Source organism: Gammaproteobacteria bacterium, assembly GCA_013816845.1.
In the GTDB taxonomy this organism is placed as follows: Bacteria; Pseudomonadota; Gammaproteobacteria; order DSM-16500; family DSM-16500; genus Aquicella.
This window is the reverse complement of sequence record JACDDU010000004.1, coordinates 86010-111288: the sequence shown is the minus strand read 5'-3', so window position 1 is coordinate 111288 and position 25279 is coordinate 86010. Positions and strand designations below refer to the sequence as shown.

The window sequence follows — 25279 nt, the reverse complement described above, 5'->3', positions numbered from 1 at the left end:
ATGAAAAAAAAAGCACTCACTTTACCTATTCTTATTTCACTTGTCGTTGGGAACATGATCGGAACCGGTATTTATGTTTTACCTGCTTCGCTCGCTCACTATGGCACAATTTCCCTCCTGTCCTGGGTATTTACCTCATTGGGCGCTATTTGTTTAGCGCTCACTTTCGCCCATCTTAATAAACGATATCCACGCAGCGGCGGACCTTATCTCTACGTCAAGCAAGCTTACGGTCGTACTGCAGGATTCACCATTGCCTACACATATTGGGCAAGTAATATGATTTCAATTGCAGCCATTACGGTCGCATCCGTTGGCTATCTTGGTTTTGTTTGGCCGGCCATTGATGCTAATGCTCCGCATTTTAATCCCACTTTAACCTTGATCATCGAAATCAGCATAGTATGGATATTCACTTTGATTAACATCATTGGCTTACATACAGCAGGCGTATTGCAAGTTGGTTTGACGTTAATTAAAATTATTCCACTGATTCTTTTGGCCTTGGTAGGAATTTTTTATATTGAACCTACCAACCTTGCTGAGTTTAATATGCTGGGCATCAGTAATTTTTCCGCTTTAAGTAGTGCAGCTGCATTAACCTTTTGGGCATTCATTGGACTTGAATCAGCGACTGTTCCCTCGGGCGATACCAACGGACCCCTAGACGTTTATCGCGCAACAGTTTATGGAACCTTAATTACCGCAAGCATTTATATTCTTACCACTTTTGTTATTATGGGCATGATTCCTGCAACCCAATTGAGTAACTCCCAATTTCCATTTGCTATTGCCGGAATCCATTTATTTGGTGCGAAAGCTGCCGTCATCATTGCTCTTTGTGCTGTTTTTTCTGGGCTGGGTGCACTTAATGCTTGCATACTGATTCAAGGTCAGCTTGTTTATGCAGCAGCGCGAGATCAACTTTTTCCATCTATCTTTTTGAAGCTAACTCAATTTAAAACACCCATGGTGGGGCAAATCCTTTCATCAAGCTTAATCAGTTTATTTTTATTTATGACTCTTAAACCTACTCTCCTCGGGCAATTTAATGTTGTTATTTTACTCGCTGCTTGTCTTACTTTAACAACTTATCTCCTGACAGCACTTTCTGAAATCAAATTTATTCTTGAAGAGAAAAAATCCATTCGAAAAGCATGTTTAAGTCAAGCGATGATTGTAGCGGTACTGGCGGGTGCGTATGCGGTATGGATGATTTCTAGCTTAGATTCTTCAATCTTGCTCATTAGCTTTGGAATTATTTTTTTGATTATTCCGCTCGGTTTTTTCCTTTTAAATCGTTTCGTTCGCATCTCTTGAAATAAAAATTGGCAGCTTGAGCTGCCAATTTTTAATGAAACAAAATATTAAACTCTTACATGTACATCGTCATCATCTCGACACGACATTCCCCAATAAGCCCCAACACAACAGGAAATAGCACCAATCAAAAATAAAATGAATACTACAAATGCGCCTAAACCAATGGTTCGCGTTGCTTTCTCAGCATTGACAGTGACGGCGTTACTATTATTGGGAGATTCACTGACAATCGGTGCATTCTCATTGCTGGTGACAATAATTGTCGCCGGGTTTGCAATAAAATTAGAATAAGCAGCAACATAACGACCCACATGCGAAGTGAGTAGTACAGTGATGATGAGAGCAAGCGACCAAGTGGTGAATCCGTAGATAATACCTAAATTATGTTTCCAACAATGAGTTCTACCTAAATAGCCAGCAGCAAAACCCGCTAAAAACATCGACACAATTCCACCAATAATTAAACCGATGAAACCACCGATTGCTAAGCTAACCAAGCCTTCCGTGTTGGATGTAAAGACTGATAAGCCAATTGCCACACTAAATAAATTTAATAGAAAGCTAAGTCCTACGCCGACTAAAGCGCCGACCAGTACAGCTGACCAAGAAATACACTTCATGCCCCAATGATGATGACCAGGTCCATGGTCAGCGGTGACTCCTAAGCCTTGTCCGTTTGCCATTTTTTCTCTCCTTGCAATTCAACTGATAAAATATTAGAAATTTTTCTTTAATTAGGTAAAGAATTAAACTTAAAAAATATTAGAAACGATATAGATTAAAACAAGAACTGCCAAGGGTACGCCGAGTAACCAGGCAACAAGATATTTAGCCATGAAAAAATCTCCTTTTAGTTGATCACAAACGCTTTAGTGTATCGAAGTTCTATTAAAAATGACAATTTTTTAATAGGTTAGGATTAGAAAGCTTCTAGCGGACGCTTAGGATGTTTAAAAAAAAAGCAGTGTTCTCAAACTTTTACGGAGCATATTTGAGAAATACAGCCGCAAATTAGTGTAAAATAGTTTTAGCAGTATCGAAATTGGATAAGTACTTAATTAGATTGAACACCATTAAGGAGGATATATGATGAAGCGCCTACAAAAAAAATTACGTAATGGAAAAACTAAACTTGCACGTACAAGCCGGGTGATTACACGTGCTGCAAAAGATGTCAAAGAGCGATTCGGTGATGTTAAAGACCGCTTTATTGATGTCGAAACAAATGTTGTAGCCTATGCCAAACAACATCCCGTTAAAACTGTTGGTTTGTCTCTTTTAGCTGGCGCATTGATCGCAAGAGCAGTTCGCCTACTTAAATAAATATTTTTAGCTGCTATCATGCATCATTATTTATTAGAAAAGAGCTAAAAATATTTATGGCTAAAAAAGACAGTATAAGCCTCTTTAATATTGCTAAACATTTATTGCAGGCTTATTTAAAAAAAATTAGTGATGTTACACAATTAGCAACTTTAGAAGCACAATTGGCGGGCAGAACCTTCATCACGATGATGGTTCTTTTTGTTGTGTTATTTTTCTTCCTGATCTCAACGTGGTTGAGTCTGCTCGTTTTATTATTTTTCTTCTTCATTTGGTTGCAATTTTCGAGCTTAGCTGCCTCGGCTATGATTGTTTTATTTAATGCACTCGTCGTACTTTCAACTTGTGTTTACCTTAAACAAATCAAAAAGAATCTTTTCTTTCCGGCAACGCGACGACAATTGGCTCATTTCAGTTTTATCCGACGAAGAGGTTAAGCATGCCGTCCTTAGCAAAACAAATCAAAACGTTAGAAGCCGCAATTAAGTATGACAATACCCGCTTACATCAAGAGCAAGAAAAACTAGGGGACACACTGACGCCAACCGTTGCGACGATTGCAGTCGGGGCAACGCTCATGGCTGGCTATTTATTAGGCCGTAAACGATCGCTCTTGCAACTGATGTTAAAAACAGTTTCGTTGGGCTTCACCGTCAAGCGCTATTCTCTCTTATTTAAACGATTTTTTCCCTTTGCTCTTTAAACAGTTTTTCATCTAAAAAAAACCATGAGAATATTCTCATGGTTTTTAAGAAGGAATCTGTGTAAGCGTTATTTTCGACGTATAAGCAAACCTAATATGAAACCGCCTAGTGCTGCAAAACCCAACGATTTGAAAGGTTGATCGATTATATAATCAGTAACTGTATCTCTAGCATCTTCAGATCGTAGACGCATGTCCCGCAGCGATCTGGCTAAAATTTCAGAAGCCCGACCTTTGATATCGCCACTTGTGTCCAACAAGGCATCTTTAATATGGCGAAAATCTTTTTCCAAATCATAATGGCTTTTATGTTTACCATTCCTTGTGCTTAATTTTTGCATAACCCTATCCTCCGTAAAATGCTTGGAAATTAACCTATGGCTTCCATGTATTATTATATCATTTTTAGTCTTATCACTTTTCACCTCTGGGTGTCGTTTTTCTTAATGTAATAACAAGGGGTTAAAATCTTAAAACTTTTCTTGAATTAAATCAAATGGTTATTAATTTTAACCAGAATGAAGAGCTTAGTCCCTCTTTTAAGAGATTTGAGAAATCGGCGGTATAATAAGAACTGAAGAAAGAGTAAGAAGCGTTATAAATGTTAATCAAGTAGGAGTGATTGCCATGACACAAGATCCTCGTAAAACTGGTCCAGGAAGCCAAACAGGTCAAACTGGGCAAATGAAAGACAAGCAACAAGGTGGGTTAGATCGTAATAAGTCGGGTCAAGGTCGAAATGAGACTGGAACGCCGAAAACGCCTGAAGATAAAAGTAAGTTTTAACTAAAAGGTCCAATACAGAAGGGATTTTTAAGTCCCTTCTGTATTTCATTTCTTTTAAGTTATACTGAGCCTTACCAACCGCTTAATAAAAGGAATTTATTATGTTGACCTGGGTTCTTACTTTCTTAGTTTTGGCAATTATAGCAGGCGTCTTGGGCTTTACAGGAGTTGCCGTCGCCGCTGCAGAAATTGCCCGTGTTCTTTTCATAATCTTCTTAGTTCTATTTATTGCCTCTCTCGTCATGCATTTGATTGGTGGCACTAGACCGCTTTAACAGGAGGGTGTTATGGATACAGATATCATCAAAGGTAAATGGACTGAAATAAAAGGCAAAGTTAGACAACAGTGGGGAAAGCTCACTGACGACGATATTTCAAAAATGAAAGGTTCATATGAAGAACTCGAAGGTAAACTTCAACAAGTTTACGGTTATCAAAAAGATCAAGCCAAAAAAGAAATTGATACATTTCTCGAAAAACATCATTGGAATGAAAAAGTTTGATACTTAAAAACCCTGAGACAACCTCTCAGGGTTTTTATTTCTATTACTAAGGCCTATTGATATCAAGCCATACTTCTTTCACTGTTTCCGTTAATTTAAATTCAAAAAAATGATTCGCGACGTAATCATATAACTCTTGATCATTTGGATCCTTAACAAAAATATGACGCGTCACTACTTGGACTTCATTATCTTGACGTTCAAAAATAGCTAACCAATACGGATTTTTGAATTGAATGGTAACCTTAATCGTTGTTCGGGTCTGGGTCATAGCTTAAGCCGTGGTCATTTTCATACCTTCTTCTTCTAAAGACTGTAAAACAGAAGGACGTTTATTTAATTCATCAAAATATTGAGTAAGGTAAGGTCGACTTTTGAGATCAAATTTAAAGTGCTTCAACCACACAATAATAACAAAAAGATAAGCATCAGGCAGTGTGAACTCATCCCCTAATAAATATTTTTTATGAGCCAAAGATTGATTAACAAAATCAATCTTGCTTTCAACACCCGGTTTGAAGTATTTATTTTTAATGTCATCAGGCAGAGCATGATTAAAAAATACCCCAACGCCTTTGTGCAAGTCTGATCCTACAAAATTTAACCATTCTAAAACACGATAGCGCTTTAACTCACCCACTTTGGGTAGTAATTTTGAGCCGTTAAAAGTATCGGCGAGGTACTGTTGAATAACTGAATTTTCTGTGAGAAGTTCGCCCGAATCAAGTAAGAGCGCAGGCACTGCTCCTTTCGAATTAATAGCGAGATAGTCCTGTCCGGACTCTGTACGTTTTGTCTTTAAATCAACAGCTTCGAATTCGCACGGCAAGCCTAATTCGTTAATTACGATGCGGACTGCAAGAGAGCAAGCTCCTTTTGAATAAAACAATTTCATCATGACTCCTTAATTAACAGACTATTTGGACGAAAGGCCGATTGCATTTAAGCTTTTCTTCGCTATAAGATTCCTTTTTATCTTAAACTTCCCGATAAAATTTAGGAACTCTCATGATAATCAATGTTGGTGTCGGTGTCGTTATTTTTAATAAGACAGGAAAAATCCTTTTAGGGAAAAGAATAGGCCGTCATGGTGGTGGCACGTGGGCTTTTCCTGGCGGGCACCTTGACCATGCAGAATCCCCTTTTGATTGTGCAAGACGGGAAACGGATGAAGAAACTGGCCTTTCCATTTGCAATTTAAAACGTGGCCCCTGGATCAGCACTTTATTTGATGAACATACTCATTACTTAACGCTTTTTGTTATTGCACAGCATGAAGATGGCGAACCTGCTGTATTAGAACCCCATAAATGTGCTGAATGGCGATGGTTCGATTGGGAATCTTTTCCCCATCCTTTGTTTAAGGCAACCGATGACTTAATTGCCCATTATCCTCAATTGGATGTGTTAAAAGCTTACCAATAAATTAGGGTAACGTGTGAGGCCCATAAGCACCACCTTCAATCTTCCACCGGATTTGTTGCGCATCGACAGAAGGTGTTAGGGTATATATATCGTTTTCATAAACACCTAATGTTGTATTGGGCTTAACGGTAATAACACCATTTTTGACTTCAATGACCGGACGTAACGTTTTTTGACTTGCTGGTGCTTGATTGGGCGAGACTTCGTCATTGCAGCCCACAAAAGTTGTTAATTTCTTTTCGCAATTTTCAATATTTTGCCGATAAGGTAAGGTTAATTTAATCATTTGAGTATAATAATTTTGGCGCTGATAAGTACGATAAGATGGAATAACAATTGCAGCTAATATTGCAACGATAGCTACCGTCATCATGAGTTCCACGATGGCAAAACCGCATTGGCGTAAATCATGACAGTCCATAGAACATCCTCTTGCTTGATCATTACTGATTTTTGTTTTAATAGTGTAGAGTGAGAAAGCTTCCCATCACACCTTATATTAAATTTTTAAATATTTTTATTCTTAGAATTTTTTTTATTAATAGGATTTTCGATATGCAAGTGCTCATGGAAACGATGCAAATTAATCCCTTACCCATTAAAGCTTCTCGCATTGGCCTAGGTACATGGGCAATTGGTGGCTTTATGTGGGGCGGTACGGATGAAGCTGCCTCCATAAAAACAATTATTGCAGCGCTTGAAAGCGGTATTAACTTAATAGATACGGCGCCAGTTTATGGGTTTGGGCTTGCAGAATCAATCATTGGAAAGGCAATAACGCAATGGGGTAATCGCGAGACCATTATTATTGCTACCAAAGCAGGGATAGACTGGGAGCAGGGTAAAATTACGCGTAATTCAACACCGGCACAAATTCGTAAAGAAATCGATGCATCGCTCGTCCGATTAAAAACAGACTATATTGATATTTACCAAATTCACTGGCCCGATCATACTGTGCCGTTGGAAGAAACCGCCGAGGCAATGCACGCTTTATTAAGGGAAGGTAAAATTCGCGCCATTGGCGTCAGTAATTTTTCGGTTGAACAAATGGAACGTTTTATACAAATTGCGCCGATCCACACATCTCAGCCACCTTACAATTTATTTGAACGCGATATTGAAAAAAATATTTTACCCTTCACAGAAAAACATCAAATTGTTACGCTTGCCTATAGCGCGTTATGCCGTGGGTTACTTTCTGGCAGAATGCATCTAGAAACAACTTTCAATGGTGATGATGTCCGTAAAGCTGATCCTAAATTTCGCTCACCCCGCTTTGACGAATACTTATCAACCATTGAAGATTTACAATTATTTTCTCAACAACGTTACGGCAAAAAAATTCTTGCTCTTGCTGTTCGTTGGATTTTAGATCGGGGACGGACGATTGCTTTATGGGGCGCAAGAAAGCCACAACAATTACATGGCTTACAAGATGTACTCGGTTGGAATCTTAACATGACGGATATGCAAAAAATTGAATCTATTTTGCTAGAGCATATCAAAGATCCTATTGGTGCAGATTTTTTAGCCCCGCCCCAACGTCCTGCTTTTATGGAAATTTAGTTTGATGTCGTGACTGAAAGGCTTCAGTTACTCACGTAGCGCTACTGCTCTTCGTTACAGCGTAAAGCAAGTAATTTAAGCCGTTCGTCTTTTTTAAAATCGCTTTGTGTAAAAATGACAATAAGGTGTTTTGCCAGTCTTTTGATAATAATCTTGATGATATTTTTCAGCTCGCCAAAAGACTTGTACAGGTAGAATTTGGGTGCGAACCGTTAAACCTTTTCTTTCTAACTGTTTGATTAAATTCACCGCTGTTTGTTTTTGTTGTGGGTCATAATAAAATATCGCACTTAAATATTGCGAACCACGATCCGGACCTTGTCCATCACTTTGTGTTGGATCGTGAATTTCAAAAAATGCCCGTGTTAGAGTTTCATACGAAACAATACTTGGGTCGAAAATTACGCGAATAGCTTCATAGTGACCCGTATCACCCGTACAAATTTGTTCATAACTAGGGCTTTTTCGATCTCCGCCGATATAACCCACTTCAGTTTTTAAAACACCTTCTATTTTTTTTAAATAAAATTCGACGCCCCAAAAACATCCCGCCGCAAAGATGGCTTCTTCAGTATCATTTACATTTTGTATAGGAACAAAATCAAGGCTTAGTGAATTAACACAGTGACGAACATTTTTTAAGGTAAACCCTTCACCACGAAACACATGACCCAGATGAGCAGCGCAGCGTGCACATACAATTTCGGTTCGAACGCCGTCATCGTCTGATATTTCTTTGACATGATTTGCAATTTCAGCATCAAAACTAGGCCAACCGCACGATGAAGCAAATTTACTATCAGCACGAAATAAGGCTAAGCCGCATTGACGGCATAAATACGTACCCGGCAACTTCGTTTCATTAAGTTCCCCCGTCCTGGGACGCTCCGTGTGCTTGTCCTTAATAATTGCTAAAATATCGTCAGATAAACTTGCGGTTTTTAATAGCATAGCCACCCCTTAACCTTATTTTATCATAGGGCTTGCTGGATTATGTAGTGTAAGGCTAGATTTACCGGTGTAAATAACTTATTGTAAATAAACAAACTATCATAGACATAATTTATGCCCCTCGAAAATGCGATCAATTTTGCAAATTGGTTTGTCTTTCAAGATGATCGTTTGCTCTTGACTCAAAATCCGCAGGGAAGATTACCTTCTCCTCAACAACTTTTGCAATTAAACAAAAATTTCTTAAGACATTTTGCTGTAGGTCAATTTAATCAAATCGATTGTTACTGTGCTGAAATTGCAACTGATATCGCGCTTCCACACGATGTCATTGCTATTCCTTTAAAAAAATCTTTTGAAATTTTAGGACACGAATGGTTTGTTGCTGCAACAAAGTCTTACTCGGTTATTAATTGGGATAAAAATCATCGTTTTTGCGGTCGTTGTGGCTCCAAAACAATTCATAAGGTCGGTGTTTTTGAGCGTATATGCACCCATTGCCAACTTGTACTTTACCCACGAATATCCCCATCAATGATTGTATTGATCAAGCGAGATGACACTATTTTAATGGCACGCAGCCCGCATTTCCCACCGGGAGTTTTTGGTTTAATCGCAGGTTTCGTGGAGATGGGAGAGAGCATTGAAGATACTGTTCATCGTGAAGTTCATGAAGAAGTCGGAATTCAAGTCAAAAATCTTCAATATTTTGGCTCGCAATCGTGGCCTTTTCCCGACGCCTTGATGATTGGCTTTATCGCAGATTATGCAATGGGGGAATTAAAAATTGATAATATCGAAATTGAACAAGCAGGGTGGTATCACTACACTAATCTCCCCGGCCGCCCCTCTTCAAAATTAAGTATTGCTGGAAGATTATTAGATCATTACATTGCAGAACAAACTGAGCCTTCGAAGAGACAATGATATGAATGACCTGAAAAAAAATTGGCTAGAAGAACAGCACTCAGCTTATTTATACGGCGTTATGGCCACCCAAGAAAAAAATATTCTGCATAAAAAACTTTTTCATGATTTGAAAATTGCTGCAGAAAAACAAGGTGAACTCTGGGCTAAGAAGATGCAAGCCTATAATATTCCCTACCCCATGTATCAACCCACTCTGCGTGTACGATTAGTAGCTTCACTTATAAAAATATTTGGGACGGATGCCTTGCATCGCATTTTACCTGCAATGAAAATCCGAGGTATGTCAGTTTTTAACACTTATCATAGTGAACATAAACATACGAGTATGAATGCTACTAGCAATTTACGTGCCGCGATTTTTGGTGTTAACGATGGTTTAATTTCCAATATGAGTTTGATTCTTGGTATTGCAGGGGCAGGTTCAAATCAACACTTTATATTTCTTACAGGGATTGCTGGACTTTTAGCGGGTGCTTGTTCAATGGGAGCAGGTGAATATATTTCCGTCCGGTCACAACGAGAAGTATTTGAATATCAAATTGCTATAGAGAAAAAAGAATTGGCAGAATATCCCGAAGAAGAAGCGGAAGAATTAAGCTTAATCTATCAAGCGCGAGGATTGCCTACTGAAGAAGCAACACGCTTAGCAAATTTTATGATCTCTAACCCCCAGCAAGGATTAGATGCTTTAGCAAGGGAAGAGTTGGGATTAAATCCAGAAGATTTAGTTTCCCCTATTGGCGCGATGATTTTTTCATTTTTATCATTTGCGGTCGGTGCATTCATTCCCCTTATTCCATTTTTATTTAGTGGACATACTTCCAATTTAATAATCAGCATGGGATTAACTGGCACTGCACTATTTTGTATTGGTATGGTTTTAAGTTTATTCACGAATCGCAATCCATTCTTATTAGGCGCAAGGATGTTATTCATTGGCTGTGTTGCGGGGTCACTAACTTTTATCATTGGGCGATGGCTAGGTGTAAATCTAAATTAAGCCCTCTCGACTTGAAAGGGCATTCAATAAAATGATTAGATCGTGGGAGCTTTTTTGGATCTATCCAAATAAATTAAATAGCACAGGTATGCGGCTGCAAGACCAATGATGATATAGATAATGCGCGCAAACCAACCATTACCGAAAAGAGCAAAAACAAGATTTAAATCAGCAAGACCCACCAAGCCCCAATTGATCCCACCAATAATTACTAAAATTAATGCAATCCATGCATACGAATCTAACGGTCTCATACCTTCTTCCTTTTGAAAAAATCAAACCTCCTGTAGGATAACATACAATATACGGGTGTATAAGGATTTGCCCGCCTTTAACTAGCAGGCCTTGGGCTTTTTTTGACTTATGATGCTACTTAATCAGAATGCTATTCATCTTTGGATCATCGAACTTGATCTCACGCAAGAACCCGTGAGTGAACAATTCATTTTGCTTTCCACTGATGAAAAAGCTCGCGCGGAACGGTTAAAGCTTGCAGTTCATCAAGAAAAATTCATTAGAACGCGGGCCTCTTTGCGGCTTATTTTGAGTAAATATCTAGGAATACCCCCCCACTTCCTCGCATTTGATTACAACCCTGCCGGAAAACCAACTTTAAAAAAAACGCTGCATTCCTCACTTCACTTTAATTTAAGCCACTCAGGTGGACTTGCAGTGATTGCAATTGCCCAAGATTCACCCTTAGGGATTGATCTTGAATTAATGAAAACACCCTACCCAGAATCAATTGCAAGTCGCTTTTTTACTCCCAGCGAACAAGCTCTATTGGCGGTACAAACGGATAGAGCGCGAGCTTTTTATCAAGTATGGTCCAAAAAAGAGGCACTTATTAAGGCTAATGGACAAGGATTGGCAATATCATTACGCCAATTTTCAGTGACACTTGCCTCACACGAAGCTATTACCTTTCATAATGTAACCTGGCAACTCTTTACCCCCTCGCTTCATCCTGATTATCAAACAGCGCTAGCAACGATTTTGGTGACCCCTGAAATAGTGGTTTATCGTAATCCTCCTTAGGAAATCATTTTTCTCATTTTCTTGACTCAGCTATACTAGACAAACTAATCATGGAGGACAGTGCAATGCCTTATAAAGAGTTTCAAGAAAATTGGAAAATTCTCTCCGACTTAATTGATCAACTCCCTCAAATCAAGGATGAGCAAATTGCGACGTTAGTAAAGCGTTACATTGAACAAAACATTATTATTCTTAATGATGTCTTCCATACTAGTATTGAAAACTTAAAAAAATTACAAAATGCTAAAACGGCAAATGATGTAATTTGTACGCAGGCACGCTTTACGAATGAAATTAGTAAAAAATTATCTTTATCTGCACAGCGCTTTTTAAATGCATCCCTTGGTCATATAGCAGATTACAATGAGTGGCTTAAATCTCATTGTGATTTAGCGACGGATTAATATGTCGTGTCTTCACTACATAGATAATCAACTTTGTATTGAGCGCGTTTCTTTAAGAGCAATTGCAGAACGTTTTGGTACACCTACATATATCTATTCGAAACAACAGCTCGTTAATAATTGGCAAGCTTTTCATCAGGCTTTTAAAAACATACCGCATACGATTTGTTATGCGGTAAAAGCCAATAGTAATATTGCTTTATTACAAATTTTAGCCGATTTAAAATCCGGTTTCGATATTGTTTCGATCGGTGAATTAACTCGTGTTCAAGTTGCGGGTGGATTACCGAATAAAACTATTTTCTCTGGCGTCGGAAAATCTGCAAAAGAAATAGCGGCCGCACTTACCGCAGGTATCGCATGTTTCAACGTTGAATCCTACGCAGAATTATTGCGTATAAATCATATTGCTGAGCAGTTGCAAAAACCGGCACCCGTAGCCATCCGCGTTAATCCTGATATTGATGCACGTACCCACCCTTATATTGCAACGGGGTTGAAAATCAATAAATTTGGCATCGCGATGCAAGACGTGCTTGACGTTTGTCTGCGGATAAAACAACTCCCTTATTTAAATTTAATTGGCATTGCCTGTCATATTGGTTCACAGATCACCAATTTAGGCCCAGTATTAGCAGCCTGTGATCAAATGACTGCTCTTTACAATCGACTACAAGAACATCAAATACCCATTCAACAAGTCGATATGGGTGGGGGACTTGGTATCATTTACAACACCGAAAATCCTCCTTCGATTAGTGATTATGCTAAAGCCATTGTCGATAAATTTAAACCCTTTCCAGTTGAATTAATGATAGAGCCAGGTCGCGCTATTATAGGTGATGCTGGTGTTTTACTAACGCGCGTGGAATATATTAAAGAAACGCCAAGTAAAAATTTTGCCATTGTAGATGCAGGCATGAATGATTTGTTACGCCCCGCTTTATATGAAGCTTATCAACCTATCTTAGCAGTAGAGCATCGAACGGAAATCGCTCAATCTTATGATATTGTCGGCCCGGTCTGTGAATCAGCCGATTTTATGGGTAAAGATCGGCTATTAAGTTTAAAGGCACAGGATTTACTTGTTGTGGATAAAGTAGGTGCCTATGGTTTTTGTATGAGTTCAAATTATAATTCGCGCTTACGACCCGCTGAGATATTAGTTGATGGTAGCCATTTTCATGTCATACGACAGCGAGAAACGATGACTGATATGATAGCCCTTGAGCAATTAGTCAGTCAGGAAACAGAAAAAATTTAGACCCTGTATCTATCTTAAAATCTTGAATGTTTATCATACGCGTTAGAGTGGAGAAGCCCGCAATGGATTTTCGTTTAACAGAAGATCAAAATATTATTGTCCAAACGGCACGTCAATTTGCTGATAATGAAATGGCTCCGTTTGCGAGTGAATGGGATAGCCAACATATTTTCCCCAAAGAAGTTTTACGTAAAAGTGCAGAACTCGGATTAGCTGCAATTAATGTACGCACTGATGTCGGAGGCTCTGAGTTATCTCGTCTTATTAGTGCCCTTGTGTTCGAAGAACTTGCTACAGCTTGCCCATCAACTGCTGCTTATTTATCGATACATAATATGGTGAGTAGTTTAATGGATCGCTACGGCAGCGAAACAATACGAACAAAATGGTTGCCAAAACTGGCAACGCTTGAATTATTTAGTAGTTATTGCCTTACCGAACCAAGTGCTGGATCAGACGCTGCATCGCTTAAAACAACAGCTGTTCGCGAAGGGGATTTCTACATTATAAATGGTGCAAAAGCTTTTATTTCCGGTGGTTCAGCAAGCGATCTTTACCTTTGTATGGTAAGAACAGGTGGTGAGGGGGCGAAAGGCATTAGCTGTATGCTTGTTGAAAATGGTACTGCGGGTTTAAGTTTTGGTAAACGTGAACCCAAGTTAGGATGGCACAGTCAACCCACCACCATGGTTTTTTTTGAAAATGTTCGCATCCCTGTCGCTAACTTAGTTGGTAGAGAAGGCGAAGGATTTAAAATGGCCTTATCGGCATTGAATGGCGGTCGCGTTAATATTGCTGCCTGCTCTTTGGGCGGTGCAAAAAAATGTTTAGCCCTATCACGTGATTATTTACTTGAGCGGGAACAATTTAAACAAAAATTAGCTCAGTTTGAAGCTTTACAATTTCGTATTGCGGATATGTTAACGGAATTAGAATCTGCTCGCCTAATGGTTTATCGGGCAGCAAGTGCGCTTGATCATCACGACCAAGAAGCCATGATGTATTGTGCTATGGCCAAAAGATTGGCGACCGATTTAGGTTTTAAAATTTGTGATCAAGCTCTCCAACTTTTTGGCGGGTACGGTTATATCCAAGATTACCCTATCGAGCGTTACTTTCGTGATTTACGAGTTCATCAAATTTTAGAAGGGACCAATGAAATCATGCGTCTAATTATTGCACGGCAAATATTTGCTAAAGATTTTGTGGTGGCGTAAATTGTACCCTCGATTTTACTTTACTTGTTCAAACGTCTATCTCAACGACTTAAAAATGAAAAGGGTAATTCATGACCAAAATAATCATCGCTAGTGCCCTTTCGGCACTGCTTGCAACAACCGTGAGCAATGAAGTTTTAGCCGCTGAAACGACAGCTAACACGCAAGACATGTCGCAAATGGTGAATTTAGAAGGCATGGAAAAATGTTATGGCGTTGCAAGACCGGGGCAAAATGATTGCGGAACAGCCACGCATGGTTGCGGCGGTGAAGCCAAAATTGCAGGGGATAAAAAAGAATGGATCATCATGCCTAAAGGTTTGTGTAATAAAATTGTTGGTGGTAGCACCAAAGCTTCATAAAATTATAAAAATTTGAGTCGTTCATTGCATGAAATACATGTTTACTACCATTAAACGTTGGTTTTTACTGACGTTATTACTCATTTTATTAGTTAGTTTTTTTTATTTTGATTTACATCATTATTTAACTTACGAAACTTTAAAAAAATACCAAACCTTTGCTACCCAGTGGACGGCTCAGCATTATTTTCAAGCAACTGTGCTTTACATTCTCGTCTTTACTTTGCTCATTGCTTGTGCGGTCCCCTGTGCAACGTTTTTAACCCTATTGGGTGGTTTTTTATTGGGCACCATTGCCATTCCTTACGCTGTGTTTGCAACAACATTTGGCGGTCTAATTTTGTGTTTGGCGGTGAGAATGTCAGTTGGAGCTGGCTTCACAACCAGCACGGGGGTCGTCAAAAGATTTGAACGCGGATTTAAGCGTAATGCTTTTATGTATATCCTTATGCTACGCTTGGTTCCCATCTTTCCATGTTGGATTAGTAACGTTTCTGCTGGAGCATTAAATGTCCCACTAAAAACATTTATTGCAGCAACTGTTTTAGGCGTATTTCCAGCAACCTTTGTGTATGCCATGGTGGGGCGCGGTTTAGGTAAAGTCTTCGAGCAAGATACCTCGCCAAGTTACACTATTATTTTTACACCCAGTATTTTGTTACCTTTAATCGCAATGATCATTATCAGTCTTTTGCCGATCATTTATCATTTCATAAAACGTAAATAATCATGCAATTTACAGGCGTTAGTTATAAAAATAAATATGAAAATGATATTTTCATGTATAAACCGCCCTTAGCATTGCTTGAAGTCCATAGTGAAAATTATTTTAATCAACCACGGGCTGTCAAAAAGTTAGTCGCATTGCGAGGTGATTATCCCCTTAGCTTGCATGGTGTTAATTTATCACTCGGTGGAACCGATAGCTTAAATCTTGTTTACCTTGAAAACTTAAAACAATTAATTCAACAAGTTGATCCGTTATTTGTTTCTGATCATTTAGCATGGACATCTCTGAAAAGTCATTATTTCCACGATTTGTTTCCGCTCCCACGCACAACAGAAACGGTTAATCATATTGTTGAACGCATTCAAAGGGTACAAACTTATTTACAGCGTTTTATTTTGATCGAAAATATTTCGAGTTACGTTGGCTTTAAAATAGATTATTTAGCTGAGTGGCAAATGCTTAATGAAATTGCCGATCGTTCAGGATGTGGAATTTTGCTCGACCTTAATAATATTTATGTTTCAGCAAGTCATCATCATTTTAAGCCGCAAGAATATTTACAAGCAATTAAAACCCAACATGTTAAAGAAATTCATTTGGGTGGATTTACGCGACGTGAAATTGAAGGACAGAGCATTTTAATTGATACCCATGCAGATAAGGTGGCGCAAGAAGTATGGGTCTTGTATCAAGAAGCCATTGATCAATTTGGTTCCCTTCCCACCATAATTGAATGGGATGATCAGCTACCCTCCTGGGAAATTCTCTATGCAGAGGCAAAGCATGCTGAGCGCTTCAATATCACTGCTATTTCAGGCGTAATCTAATGAAACTCCTGGACTTCCAAATTGAATTTATAAACAGTATAAAACATCAGGAATCTGACGCTTCAATCACGCATACTTGCAATTTAGAAATTTATCGCAACACTTATCAAGCAACTCTACTTAAATCTTTAACTCGAACTTACCCACTCATTCATAAATTATTGGGTGATGCTTATTTTCAACAAATAGGTCTTACCTATATTCAAGCAGAACCATCACGCAGCCCAAATTTAAACGAATATGGAGCATTTTTTAAATTGTATTTAAAAGCAGATGCTGTACACATTGCCCATCCCTACCTTGCCGAGGTTGCACATTTTGAATGGCTTTGCGCGGCACTCCCTATGGATTTAACTGCAGCCGATTTAACGTGGCAAAATGAATACGTGAAACATTCACTCAGTCATATCCTCCCAGGGAAAACTGCGCTGCTTGAATGTCAGTATAATTTGCTCGAAATTATTGATTTATGCGAGGGAGCCATTCCGGCGATTGATTTGACGCAGAGTGTGCCGCTCAACTTATTAATTATAGTGCGTGAAGAAAAGTTACGTTTAATACCTTTAAAAAAACCTGAATTTAAATTCCTCTCCTTATGTCAGTCGCACACGCTTCACGATGCGCTCAAAATCATCCGCGTTGACTATCAGGAATTTAGTTTAACGACACTTTCACCCTATCTCTTCTAAGTTTGTTTTTTATTTTAAACGCAAAGTTCCTTTTTTCCCTCATGGAAAGCTTGCTTACATGTCGCGGGATGAGAGACGTCCACCTTAGGTTAAAATCGAGAGACCCACATAAAATTTTAAAACCGCATTCTTGACGAAGGCCTTGGCTCCTCAGGAACAATGGGTGCCGTAGTATTAATCAAATGACGGTAGGTAGGCACATTGACTGAGGCATTATTTACCGTGTGCTGGTTACTCAGGCTTGGTGAAGGCGATACTGAAGATTTTTCGGAAAAGTGTAACTTTGGCTTCTCAGGAATGGCAATCAATTTCATCGTCGGTTCAGGTGTCGGCGTGAACGGGTGTTTTACTTTAAAACTGAATTTATCAAATGTTGACGTAATAAAATTTCGAATGGAATTCGTAATCGCAAAGTCATAATGCTTATCGATTGCTTCAAATATTTTAATGCCCATACCAATCGCCATGCCCCCCAATAATAAAGTCGCAGGCAAAGCTCCCATACTGAGAATGGAACCCGTCGCGATAAAGGCAGTAATACCAATACCCATGGCAATAACAACAGCTGAGGCCGCCCCAGCTTCGATCGTTGCAAAAGCTACTTCTCGTTCAGCATCAAGTCGTATTGTTCGACATTCTAAATAAGTGGCTTGTAAGTTTTGAGCTGCCACCTTTTGAATTAAAGTCTCACAGCTATTGGTGTAGGCAAAAATTTGGGAGTCAAATGATTTAATCGCTTTCTGATAATGTTTATGAAATGTATTTTCAACCTCACTTAAAGGTTGGTGGTTGGCCAATTTTTTAGCGTAAATTTTATCGTCTTGTATCGCTTGTTTTTTAAGTTCATTAAGTTTAGCAAGTGTTCGCATGATACAGTTTAATTCTTCTTGCTGTCCTTTGATGACTGGCTTATAAGCTTTTCTCGCATCAGCTTCATTTTTGCGTGCTATTGCGAAAGCATAACCTTTATTAGCCACAGCCAGCGTACACATCGCTGTCATAAAACTGGGAATAATTAAAGGTAAATAAGTCATACCCGCGAGGACTAATCCGAGTTCGGCTGCAATATAACCTAATGAAAGAACCCCACCGACAGCCCCGACACCCAAAGCTGTCGCGCCAACCGCTATCCTTGTTTTACGTTGCGGTGCATTCGGATCTCGATAAGCTTCAATAAGATCTTTTAATGACTCCCATCCATCACTAAAAAGTCCAGCGGCACAAATACCACCCATTAAGAAAGAACTGAATGTTTGAAGAAATTTCCCGGAAACAAATCCTTTCAAAGTCATAATTGCTTCATCAAGATCTAGTTTCTTGAGAATATCAATGAGTAATTTTTTCTTGGATTTTTTTTCTGGGAGAGTGGATGGTGATGTAGAGTGCATTGCATCCTCGTGATTTATTTTTATATTTATATAGGATTAGCAGGCTAATCATCATACTGAGGGGATTTATACTTGGCAATCGGTAATTGGCATTATCGATCGAATTGTACAATTAATAATCTGTACAATCTTTAGCTTGATTAATTAACGCGCACATTTAGGAATTGCCACGGATCCTTATTATCTATTTTTTCAGCAAAAAGTTTGCCTCGTCCGGTAAGGGGGGTCCAATCCGTATAATGTCCACAGACTTGACCTAAGTACGGACGGGCAATATTGAGTATTAATTGATAATCCATTTCATCAGGTTCCACGATGCCTTCATGAGGATGAGTCATCGCCCAAATCATGCCCCCCAGGACGCTAATTGCAACTTGTAAACTGGTTGCATTATTATGAGGAACGAGTTCACGCGCTTCTTCGATAGAAAGCTGTGAACCATACCAATAAGCTCCACGTTCATGCCCCATCAATAAAACCCCAAGCTCATCGATACCTTGAGTAATTTCTTCATTCATCAAACGCAATGATCCTTGCTTTTGCCACTCCATTCCTGCTAATTCATCAATGGATAACACGGCATCGTCACAAGGATGATAAGCATAGTGAACAGTAGGACGATAGATGACCTGTTTATTATCTTTCACAGTGAAATAGTGCGAGATAGAAATCGATTCACCGTGAGTAATCAAAAAGCCATGAAACGGACCGGCCATTGGCGTCCACGTGCGTACACGGGTTGAGGCGCCCGGACGTGATAAATAAATTGCATTTTGTTCACCGAATTCATGGTGATGGGCATCGTGCGGCCAATGCTTTTCATGCGTCCCCCAACCTAGCTCTGCCGGTTGCAGCCCTTCGCCAATAAATCCTTCAACTGACCAAGTATTCACGAATTCATCCCGTTTTTTGGGAATATTGGCGAGCTGAGTATCGCGTTCTGCGATATGTATGGTTTTAATATTCAGCGCCTGAGCAAGTCCCGCCCATTCATTTTGATTTTGGGGGATTTCAGTCGGGTAATGCGCATCCTCTGCAATGTTTAAAAGTGCTTGCTTCACAAAATGAGAAACGAGGCCAGGATTCGCCCCATGTGTTATAACTGCTGTTGGTTGATGGGGGCGTTTCAAGGCAAGCGCTGAATCACGCAACGCATAATTTGAACGTAGTGATGGTGACAATGAAGGATCTGCATAGCCACCCGCCCAAGGTTCAACACACGTATCAAGATAGAGAATGTCATTAGATTGGCAATATTTTATTAAATCAACGCTCGAAACATCCACAGATAAATTCAACAAAAAATCGTTGGGACTTAAATTATCTTTTAAAATTGATAGATAATTATCCTGCGTCAGAGGGGAAATGCGATGACTAACCCCGTGCGCTTGTGCAATTTCAATACCATAATCATCTTTGGTCAAGATGAGAATTTGTTGAGGAGAAATGACGAGATGGCGCAAGATCAGCGGTAAAACTGCTTGACCAATACTGCCAAAACCAATCATGACAATTTTATGGGTAAATTGGAAATATTTTTGCGGATTTTGCTCCACACCATCCTCCCTGATTCGTAACGATCAATGCAGCTCGCGATGGCATCTTACACCGAACAAAAACTTCTTGCCAAGGATTAGCGACATTATTTCATACAAGCCAAGCATTTCAATAGGAGCATGACTTAGGTGAGACCGTATTCTTTAAGCAATTCAGCAAATTGTTTGCCTTCTTCTGTAGGAGCTTGATAGTAATAAATGCGTACATAATTTTTCAAAATATATTCATACGGCGAACCCATTAACACCTTCAGGATCGTTTCAATCCGTGGCCTTGCCTTTGCTGTATGGAAGTCGCAACGTTGAAATAAAATAGCCGCTAAAATCTCAGCTTTACAGGCTTTGCGAATCGCATCACCCTGTTCAAAGCTGCGGATGCAATAATGCAATGCACGATCTTTATTCCATTCACGAAACTGGTGAAAAAAATTTAGAGCGAGGGTTTTGTAATGATTATTCGCCGGATTATGTTGATTGAGTTGATTCAAAATAAGATAAAAAAGGGAGGGGATTGAAGCTTCTACATTAGCCCAGGAACAATTACCACTAACTTGCGCTTCAATTTTTAATTCTGTAATCGGGGTTAATCCCAAAACTTGATCTAATTCCGTATTAATATAATGACTCGATTGTTTTTTATAAATTAAATTTTTAACAAAATCGATATTATAATTTTGCGGCCGATTAATTTGATAAAAAACAATATTATCATATAACCGACTATCTTCCCGACGATCACATTTAACCCATATCTCGCCCAGTTTAATAAAGGTAATAGCATGACCTTCATAACCAACAGGAATAAGTAACGGTTCTTGTTGAATAAGAGAATCGATACGTTGTTCATATTTACTGATATCAACACGGTATTGTTGATATCGGATTAACTCAGCGGCCCGTTGAATAACCGCAACGATATATTGTGAAAGCCCAGAAAAACGCCGTAATTGTCTGGCGGCAAAATGATTTTGAAATTGTGAAAGTGAATCGCTAATCAATCCTAAGGTTACTTCCAAATAAAAACCCTCGAAATCAACCTCCACATAATGATTTTGAGGATCAACAATATTGGCAGTGCCAACCAATTCAAACAAGTGACCTAATAATTTAACATTAATATAGTCTTGCGCAAAAACTTCATCTGCAGAAGCTTTAACAAGTAATTTCTGCAATGCTTTTTGTTTACGTAAAATAGGCATGACAAGTACGGGTTGACCCGCTAAGTTATAAGCGTTGGGATCTGCTCCATGATTTAATAATAAGCGGCACAAGTCTTGATTATTATTTTCTACTGCCCATTGTAATGCTGTTCCTCCTGTAACATCAGGACGATTTGGATCGGCACCTTGATCAAGCAGAAAAGCAGAGATTTTTGTATGGTCAATAATGGCTGCTTCAATAAGTGGCGTGAAACCATATTCATCAATTTGATTGACATCTTCACGTGGTATAAGCGATGCAATCCTGTGCATGTCTTCCTGCAAAATGGCATCAGCTAAGGAAAGCATAAGAAAAATGATTACCTATTAAATTGAGGTTTAGGATTAAAACGTGGCGTATTTTCTGGTCGATTGCGTAACTGATATTGATACTCCAACTCTTCACGCTTATCATTGTTGGTCTCAGCAATATGCTCGGTAGGTACTGTATTGACTTTATTATCGACGCTACCACTAAATTGTGCAGCAGCCGCTAAAACAGGATTAGCTTTATATTCACCCTGTCGCTGTTGCCCATTTCCTTGCTGATTAAATGACTTAGCAACTTTTCCTTCTTTTATTTGTTTACGTTCTTCCCGTAATTTTTTCTGGGCATCAACACGTACAGCATGCCTATCTTTATGAACAGAAAGTAATCGTCGCTTTTCCTCACCGGTTAATAAATCATCCCGCGCGCTTTCCCGATTCGTTAAAAAATCGCGAAATTCGATCTGGCCGCCTGCTCCCCCGCTTGCAGAACCTGCATCACCAGTATCTCCTTCCTCATTATCTTGAAGATGTATATTTTTTTTCTTAATTAATTCATCGTCTTTCATTATTGATTCCGCAAAACTAAGTTGAACCAAAGATTAGATTTATAATAATTATAGCAATTTCCCAAGATGGCGGTAATCTTCATTAAAATCAATTGGGTATCAAGCTCCTTCCTCATCTTTTAGTTCTAAAGCACGGAATCGCGAATTTTGCCGTCTGCCCAATAAACCGAAAGAATTTTTATATCGGCAGCGGTATGATTAATAATTTTATGCGTTGCGTGCGGTAAAAAATAGAATGCCTCATCTTTCATAATTTGAAATAAAGTTTGTTCGTAAACCAATGTTGCCGCTCCTTCCAATATAATCCAATACTCATGTTCGAAATGCTTATCGACAGGCGTCTCGCATCCTGATTTAACCGTAAATAAAGATATCTGTACAGATAAGTTGACTAAAGGATTAATCATTTCTTGCAGCAAGCAGCCCTGTGCAAAAAATTGGTTATCTCCCAATTGTAACCGAGGCAGACCCATATTTTTCTTTAACTCGCATAGAATTCCAATCAATGGCACTGCTGTTATCATCAATGCTATATAATTCTTTTTCAGCAATACTATTAATAATTTTAGCACTCCGCCAAGCCATTAAACATAAACTCGTGTCAGCAACACCATGCTGATGGCGAGCTCCATTCTGTACATAAATGCGATGAGTTTGCGGACCATCCCATGCAATTGAAAAATCGTTATGCACCGTGAATTGATCATGATGTAAATCGATGCGATCACGGAAATCAGTTAAACAAGCAGGTACTAGACGCTCATATCCAGTACAAAAAATAATGATGTCAACTTCCGCATTCCAAATTTTATTTAATTGCCGTTGCTCGCAAGTCATGCGCCATGTTTCATTACAACGATCTGCTTGTAGCCCGATAAAATCATAATTCGTTAACAACTGGAAAAACTTACCGCGCTTTTCGATTAATTCTAAGGCATAGAGTTTTTGATAAATAGCAGTGAGGGTGGTCACTGAGATCCCATCATTAGCAAGAGCATTTTCGTGTAATTTTTTTTGTTGAACTTCTGTATTTAAATTAAAAAAATATTCATTGTAGGCAGGAGAAAAAAGTTCATACACAAATGAGGATTCATCTAATTGTTGAAATTGATTACGTCTTGAAATCCAATATAATTGACTGGGTAGATTTTCCGATTTTGAAATGATAGCATCGATAATTTCTGCACTACTTTGTCCGCCACCAATGACCGCCACTCTTTTTCCAGAAAAATTCTTGAAATTCTCTAAAAAATGCTGACTATGAAAAACAGTAGGACCAAGATAGGGACGCGCCCATGTTGGAACTGAAGGTGTGGTACCAGTACCAAGAACCAGATGCTTGCCTTTAATTTTTTTAGTGGCTGTTTCTAGCAAAAAATAATTATCCTGAAATGAAATTTTTTCTACGTGATGGGAAAAGTTTAAATTTGATAAATTTTGACTGACCCACGCGAGGTATTCATTAAATTCGATGCGCAATATTCTGTTAAATTTTGCATAGATAAACCGATATAAACGTTTTTTATTCGCTAAAAAAGCAACAAATGAATAAGGATTGGTGGGGTCGACTAAAGTGACCAAGTCTTCCAAATGAGAAACTTGCAGTTTAGCGTTGGGCATTAACATGCCTGGATGCCAAGCAAAAAATTTTTTAGAATCAAAAAATACAGAAGAAAATTCCTTTAAAGGACTCAGCAACGCAGCTAGACTTAAATTCGACGGGCCAATACCGATGCCCAGTAAGGTTTTAATTGTGTCATTAGACTTAGAGCGCAACTGCATGAAGATCGTCTCTAGAAAGTTGTTTGTAATGAGGAAAGGTTAATGGGATGGGGATAGTTGTTTCATGTTGCATTTCTGCTGGGCAGCCCAAATATCCTAAGTTATGCCAAATACATTGAGCCAGCTTTGGCATAAAAGGATACATTAGTAATGACATACCTTTTAACCACTGATGGCTCGAGCAGGTGTAGGTAAGCCAGCTATATATCGTCTTAACAGCTAAATGAGGAAGAAATTGACTAGGATGAAGTAAATCATTCTGATTTTTGAGTAATGATTTTAAAATTCCATCACATAAAATGGGCATTTCATCATCTTGATTGGCCTTAAACTGATTAATAATTGCAGCGTTAATCCAAAGAATCGTTTTATTATAAAAAACTACAAATTCATCTGCGGAAAAATATCCAACTTGATCTCTAACATTGATGGTTGCTAAAAAAAACCGAACAATATCACTTGAGACAGACGATTTTATAATGAGATCATTGACAAAAATTGCATGGCCTTTGCTCTTAGAAAATTTTTTATTATTTAAAAGATAAAAATAATTAGGAATTAAATAATCAAAAGGTTTGTATTCTTTACAATGATGAGTAACACCGAGCGCGCTAGCAAGAAATGCTACTGCATTATCGATGCCAAAACAGGAAATTGTTTTGACGCTCGAGTTAATTGAAAATGCATTGACTTCTTTTCCTGCAATTTTTCCCATCATTAAAAAATAGGCAAATATTAATCCATAACTAAATAAAGTGGAGGAAGGGAGAGAAGCGTTAGATGGTACAGCCAGCCCCCAATCGCTATTAGCTGTTAATCGCATTAAACCTTTTTGTTGCGTCATTGTGTCTTGATATAATTTTTTTAAAGATGAATGCACAAGATCCGTAGGAACTTTCATGAATAAATTTGTGGTTTTTTCAGAAAAAAAAGTGTTTTTATTTAATATCAATTCTTCAGGGCGAAAGTAGGCCCCACAATTTTCACAAAAATAACTTTCTGCATACATTTTGCAAACCGGACATTTCCCCTGCAACCAACACCCGACCCTATATCGCTTCGCTTTTTCATCCCATAAGACTTGTTCATCTATTGCAGTAATGGCTCCCATATTTTCTAGTTTTTTAAAAATAAAATGTTGCCATTCGCCGTATTGATTACGCCATTCATCAGCAAGCGGATTAATAAATGTATCAATATTAATATCCATGGCCTGTAAATCTGCAGCAATTTTTTTATGATAATCATGACATATTTCTTCAGAAGACTTATTTTCATTCACTGCTTTATGTACAACAAACGATTCATAAGTATCTGTCCCGCAAATCATTTTTGCTTCATGACCCTGTCTTTGCAAGACCCGTGTAATAATATCTGCTGTTAAAAAAGGGCCGCCAATATGGCCTAAATGTAAATGGCCATTAGGAGTCGGTACAGAAGGGATAATTAAATATTTTTGTTTCATAACACTTAC

General features: G+C 38.6%; 33 protein-coding genes. 19 read left to right on the top strand and 14 right to left on the bottom strand.

Annotation, left to right across the window (positions count from 1 at the left end):
• A complete protein-coding gene (locus tag H0W64_08845; GenBank protein ID MBA3661821.1) occupies positions 1 to 1320 on the top strand; it encodes an amino acid permease in 1320 nt (439 codons plus the stop codon).
• Between the two features lie 47 nt (positions 1321 to 1367).
• Here the strand turns inward: H0W64_08845 and H0W64_08840 are convergent, their stop codons facing one another.
• Complete coding sequence (locus H0W64_08840; GenBank protein MBA3661820.1) at positions 1368 to 1943, bottom strand: hypothetical protein; 576 nt, start codon at positions 1941 to 1943, stop codon at positions 1368 to 1370.
• A gap of 466 nt (positions 1944 to 2409) precedes the next feature.
• Here H0W64_08840 and H0W64_08835 point away from each other — a divergent pair, with 466 nt between their 5' ends.
• Genes H0W64_08835 through H0W64_08825 form a run of 3 tightly spaced genes read left to right on the top strand, consistent with a single transcriptional unit; the run spans position 2410 to position 3349 of the window.
• On the top strand, positions 2410 to 2646 hold the full coding sequence (locus H0W64_08835) for a hypothetical protein (GenBank protein MBA3661819.1): 237 nt from the start codon (positions 2410 to 2412) through the stop codon (positions 2644 to 2646).
• Between the two features lie 56 nt (positions 2647 to 2702).
• Complete coding sequence (locus H0W64_08830; GenBank protein MBA3661818.1) at positions 2703 to 3083, top strand: hypothetical protein; 381 nt, start codon at positions 2703 to 2705, stop codon at positions 3081 to 3083.
• 2 nt (positions 3084 to 3085) lie between these two features.
• On the top strand, positions 3086 to 3349 hold the full coding sequence (locus tag H0W64_08825) for a hypothetical protein (GenBank protein MBA3661817.1): 264 nt from the start codon (positions 3086 to 3088) through the stop codon (positions 3347 to 3349).
• 68 nt (positions 3350 to 3417) lie between these two features.
• On the opposite strand, the gene H0W64_08820 is transcribed toward H0W64_08825, so the two are convergent.
• Positions 3418 to 3690 (bottom strand): hypothetical protein, encoded by a 273-nt coding sequence (locus tag H0W64_08820; GenBank protein ID MBA3661816.1) that lies wholly within the window; start codon positions 3688 to 3690, stop codon positions 3418 to 3420.
• A gap of 286 nt (positions 3691 to 3976) precedes the next feature.
• On the opposite strand from H0W64_08820, the gene H0W64_08815 reads away from it, so the two are divergent.
• The 3 genes from H0W64_08815 (at position 3977) to H0W64_08805 (ending at position 4638) form a co-directional block, all read left to right on the top strand.
• On the top strand, positions 3977 to 4135 hold the full coding sequence (locus H0W64_08815) for a hypothetical protein (protein MBA3661815.1): 159 nt from the start codon (positions 3977 to 3979) through the stop codon (positions 4133 to 4135).
• Positions 4136 to 4236: 101 nt separating this feature from the next.
• Positions 4237 to 4410, top strand: coding sequence for a DUF1328 domain-containing protein (locus H0W64_08810; protein MBA3661814.1), 174 nt, complete (start codon positions 4237 to 4239; stop codon positions 4408 to 4410).
• A 12-nt stretch (positions 4411 to 4422) separates the two neighbouring features.
• Entirely contained in the window at positions 4423 to 4638 is a 216-nt protein-coding gene (locus tag H0W64_08805) for a CsbD family protein (protein ID MBA3661813.1), read from the top strand.
• A gap of 46 nt (positions 4639 to 4684) precedes the next feature.
• Here H0W64_08805 and H0W64_08800 read toward each other — a convergent pair whose 3' ends face one another.
• Positions 4685 to 4909: a DUF2992 family protein gene (locus H0W64_08800; GenBank protein ID MBA3661812.1), complete on the bottom strand. Its 225-nt coding sequence runs from the start codon at positions 4907 to 4909 to the stop codon at positions 4685 to 4687.
• Positions 4910 to 4912: 3 nt separating this feature from the next.
• Entirely contained in the window at positions 4913 to 5533 is a 621-nt protein-coding gene (gstA, locus tag H0W64_08795; GenBank protein MBA3661811.1) for a glutathione transferase GstA, read from the bottom strand.
• 113 nt (positions 5534 to 5646) lie between these two features.
• Here gstA and H0W64_08790 point away from each other — a divergent pair, with 113 nt between their 5' ends.
• Positions 5647 to 6063: an NUDIX domain-containing protein gene (locus H0W64_08790; protein MBA3661810.1), complete on the top strand. Its 417-nt coding sequence runs from the start codon at positions 5647 to 5649 to the stop codon at positions 6061 to 6063.
• A 1-nt stretch (position 6064) separates the two neighbouring features.
• Here the strand turns inward: H0W64_08790 and H0W64_08785 are convergent, their stop codons facing one another.
• Positions 6065 to 6484, bottom strand: a complete 420-nt coding sequence (locus tag H0W64_08785) for a prepilin-type N-terminal cleavage/methylation domain-containing protein (protein MBA3661809.1) — start codon at positions 6482 to 6484, stop codon at positions 6065 to 6067.
• Between the two features lie 146 nt (positions 6485 to 6630).
• Here H0W64_08785 and H0W64_08780 point away from each other — a divergent pair, with 146 nt between their 5' ends.
• On the top strand, positions 6631 to 7632 hold the full coding sequence (locus H0W64_08780; protein MBA3661808.1) for an aldo/keto reductase: 1002 nt from the start codon (positions 6631 to 6633) through the stop codon (positions 7630 to 7632).
• A gap of 93 nt (positions 7633 to 7725) precedes the next feature.
• On the opposite strand, the gene H0W64_08775 is transcribed toward H0W64_08780, so the two are convergent.
• Entirely contained in the window at positions 7726 to 8583 is an 858-nt protein-coding gene (locus H0W64_08775) for a bifunctional methionine sulfoxide reductase B/A protein (protein MBA3661807.1), read from the bottom strand.
• A gap of 114 nt (positions 8584 to 8697) precedes the next feature.
• On the opposite strand from H0W64_08775, the gene nudC reads away from it, so the two are divergent.
• On the top strand, positions 8698 to 9510 hold the full coding sequence (gene nudC, locus H0W64_08770; GenBank protein ID MBA3661806.1) for an NAD(+) diphosphatase: 813 nt from the start codon (positions 8698 to 8700) through the stop codon (positions 9508 to 9510).
• A 1-nt stretch (position 9511) separates the two neighbouring features.
• Positions 9512 to 10513, top strand: coding sequence for a VIT1/CCC1 transporter family protein (locus H0W64_08765; GenBank protein MBA3661805.1), 1002 nt, complete (start codon positions 9512 to 9514; stop codon positions 10511 to 10513).
• A 35-nt stretch (positions 10514 to 10548) separates the two neighbouring features.
• Here H0W64_08765 and H0W64_08760 read toward each other — a convergent pair whose 3' ends face one another.
• Positions 10549 to 10767: a DUF378 domain-containing protein gene (locus H0W64_08760; GenBank protein MBA3661804.1), complete on the bottom strand. Its 219-nt coding sequence runs from the start codon at positions 10765 to 10767 to the stop codon at positions 10549 to 10551.
• Positions 10768 to 10876: 109 nt separating this feature from the next.
• Here H0W64_08760 and H0W64_08755 point away from each other — a divergent pair, with 109 nt between their 5' ends.
• From H0W64_08755 to H0W64_08720, 8 genes are all read left to right on the top strand, one after another.
• Positions 10877 to 11551 (top strand): 4'-phosphopantetheinyl transferase superfamily protein, encoded by a 675-nt coding sequence (locus H0W64_08755; protein MBA3661803.1) that lies wholly within the window; start codon positions 10877 to 10879, stop codon positions 11549 to 11551.
• A 65-nt stretch (positions 11552 to 11616) separates the two neighbouring features.
• A complete protein-coding gene (locus H0W64_08750) occupies positions 11617 to 11955 on the top strand; it encodes a hypothetical protein (GenBank protein ID MBA3661802.1) in 339 nt (112 codons plus the stop codon).
• Between the two features lies 1 nt (position 11956).
• A complete protein-coding gene (gene lysA, locus H0W64_08745; GenBank protein MBA3661801.1) occupies positions 11957 to 13219 on the top strand; it encodes a diaminopimelate decarboxylase in 1263 nt (420 codons plus the stop codon).
• Positions 13220 to 13281: 62 nt separating this feature from the next.
• Complete coding sequence (locus H0W64_08740; GenBank protein MBA3661800.1) at positions 13282 to 14436, top strand: acyl-CoA dehydrogenase family protein; 1155 nt, start codon at positions 13282 to 13284, stop codon at positions 14434 to 14436.
• Between the two features lie 71 nt (positions 14437 to 14507).
• Positions 14508 to 14798 carry a DUF2282 domain-containing protein gene (locus H0W64_08735; GenBank protein MBA3661799.1) on the top strand — a complete coding sequence of 97 codons (291 nt, stop codon included), beginning with the start codon at positions 14508 to 14510 and terminating at the stop codon, positions 14796 to 14798.
• A 37-nt stretch (positions 14799 to 14835) separates the two neighbouring features.
• Positions 14836 to 15525, top strand: coding sequence for a VTT domain-containing protein (locus H0W64_08730; protein ID MBA3661798.1), 690 nt, complete (start codon positions 14836 to 14838; stop codon positions 15523 to 15525).
• A 2-nt stretch (positions 15526 to 15527) separates the two neighbouring features.
• Entirely contained in the window at positions 15528 to 16355 is an 828-nt protein-coding gene (locus H0W64_08725; GenBank protein ID MBA3661797.1) for a DUF692 domain-containing protein, read from the top strand.
• On the top strand, positions 16355 to 17044 hold the full coding sequence (locus H0W64_08720; protein ID MBA3661796.1) for a putative DNA-binding domain-containing protein: 690 nt from the start codon (positions 16355 to 16357) through the stop codon (positions 17042 to 17044). Before H0W64_08725 ends, H0W64_08720 begins: the two co-directional genes overlap by 1 nt.
• A gap of 116 nt (positions 17045 to 17160) precedes the next feature.
• On the opposite strand, the gene H0W64_08715 is transcribed toward H0W64_08720, so the two are convergent.
• The 7 genes from H0W64_08715 to H0W64_08685 all read right to left on the bottom strand — a co-directional run bounded on the left by H0W64_08715 (position 17161) and on the right by H0W64_08685 (position 25270).
• On the bottom strand, positions 17161 to 18432 hold the full coding sequence (locus H0W64_08715) for a hypothetical protein (protein ID MBA3661795.1): 1272 nt from the start codon (positions 18430 to 18432) through the stop codon (positions 17161 to 17163).
• A gap of 140 nt (positions 18433 to 18572) precedes the next feature.
• Positions 18573 to 19940, bottom strand: coding sequence for a homospermidine synthase (locus H0W64_08710; GenBank protein ID MBA3661794.1), 1368 nt, complete (start codon positions 19938 to 19940; stop codon positions 18573 to 18575).
• Between the two features lie 173 nt (positions 19941 to 20113).
• Entirely contained in the window at positions 20114 to 21460 is a 1347-nt protein-coding gene (locus H0W64_08705; GenBank protein MBA3661793.1) for an ankyrin repeat domain-containing protein, read from the bottom strand.
• A gap of 47 nt (positions 21461 to 21507) precedes the next feature.
• Positions 21508 to 22023 (bottom strand): hypothetical protein, encoded by a 516-nt coding sequence (locus H0W64_08700; protein MBA3661792.1) that lies wholly within the window; start codon positions 22021 to 22023, stop codon positions 21508 to 21510.
• A gap of 125 nt (positions 22024 to 22148) precedes the next feature.
• Positions 22149 to 22496 carry a cupin domain-containing protein gene (locus H0W64_08695; GenBank protein MBA3661791.1) on the bottom strand — a complete coding sequence of 116 codons (348 nt, stop codon included), beginning with the start codon at positions 22494 to 22496 and terminating at the stop codon, positions 22149 to 22151.
• Entirely contained in the window at positions 22465 to 23799 is a 1335-nt protein-coding gene (locus tag H0W64_08690) for a SidA/IucD/PvdA family monooxygenase (protein ID MBA3661790.1), read from the bottom strand. Before H0W64_08690 ends, H0W64_08695 begins: the two co-directional genes overlap by 32 nt.
• Positions 23789 to 25270 (bottom strand): class I tRNA ligase family protein, encoded by a 1482-nt coding sequence (locus H0W64_08685; protein MBA3661789.1) that lies wholly within the window; start codon positions 25268 to 25270, stop codon positions 23789 to 23791. Before H0W64_08685 ends, H0W64_08690 begins: the two co-directional genes overlap by 11 nt.
• Between the last annotated feature and the right edge of the window lie 9 nt (positions 25271 to 25279).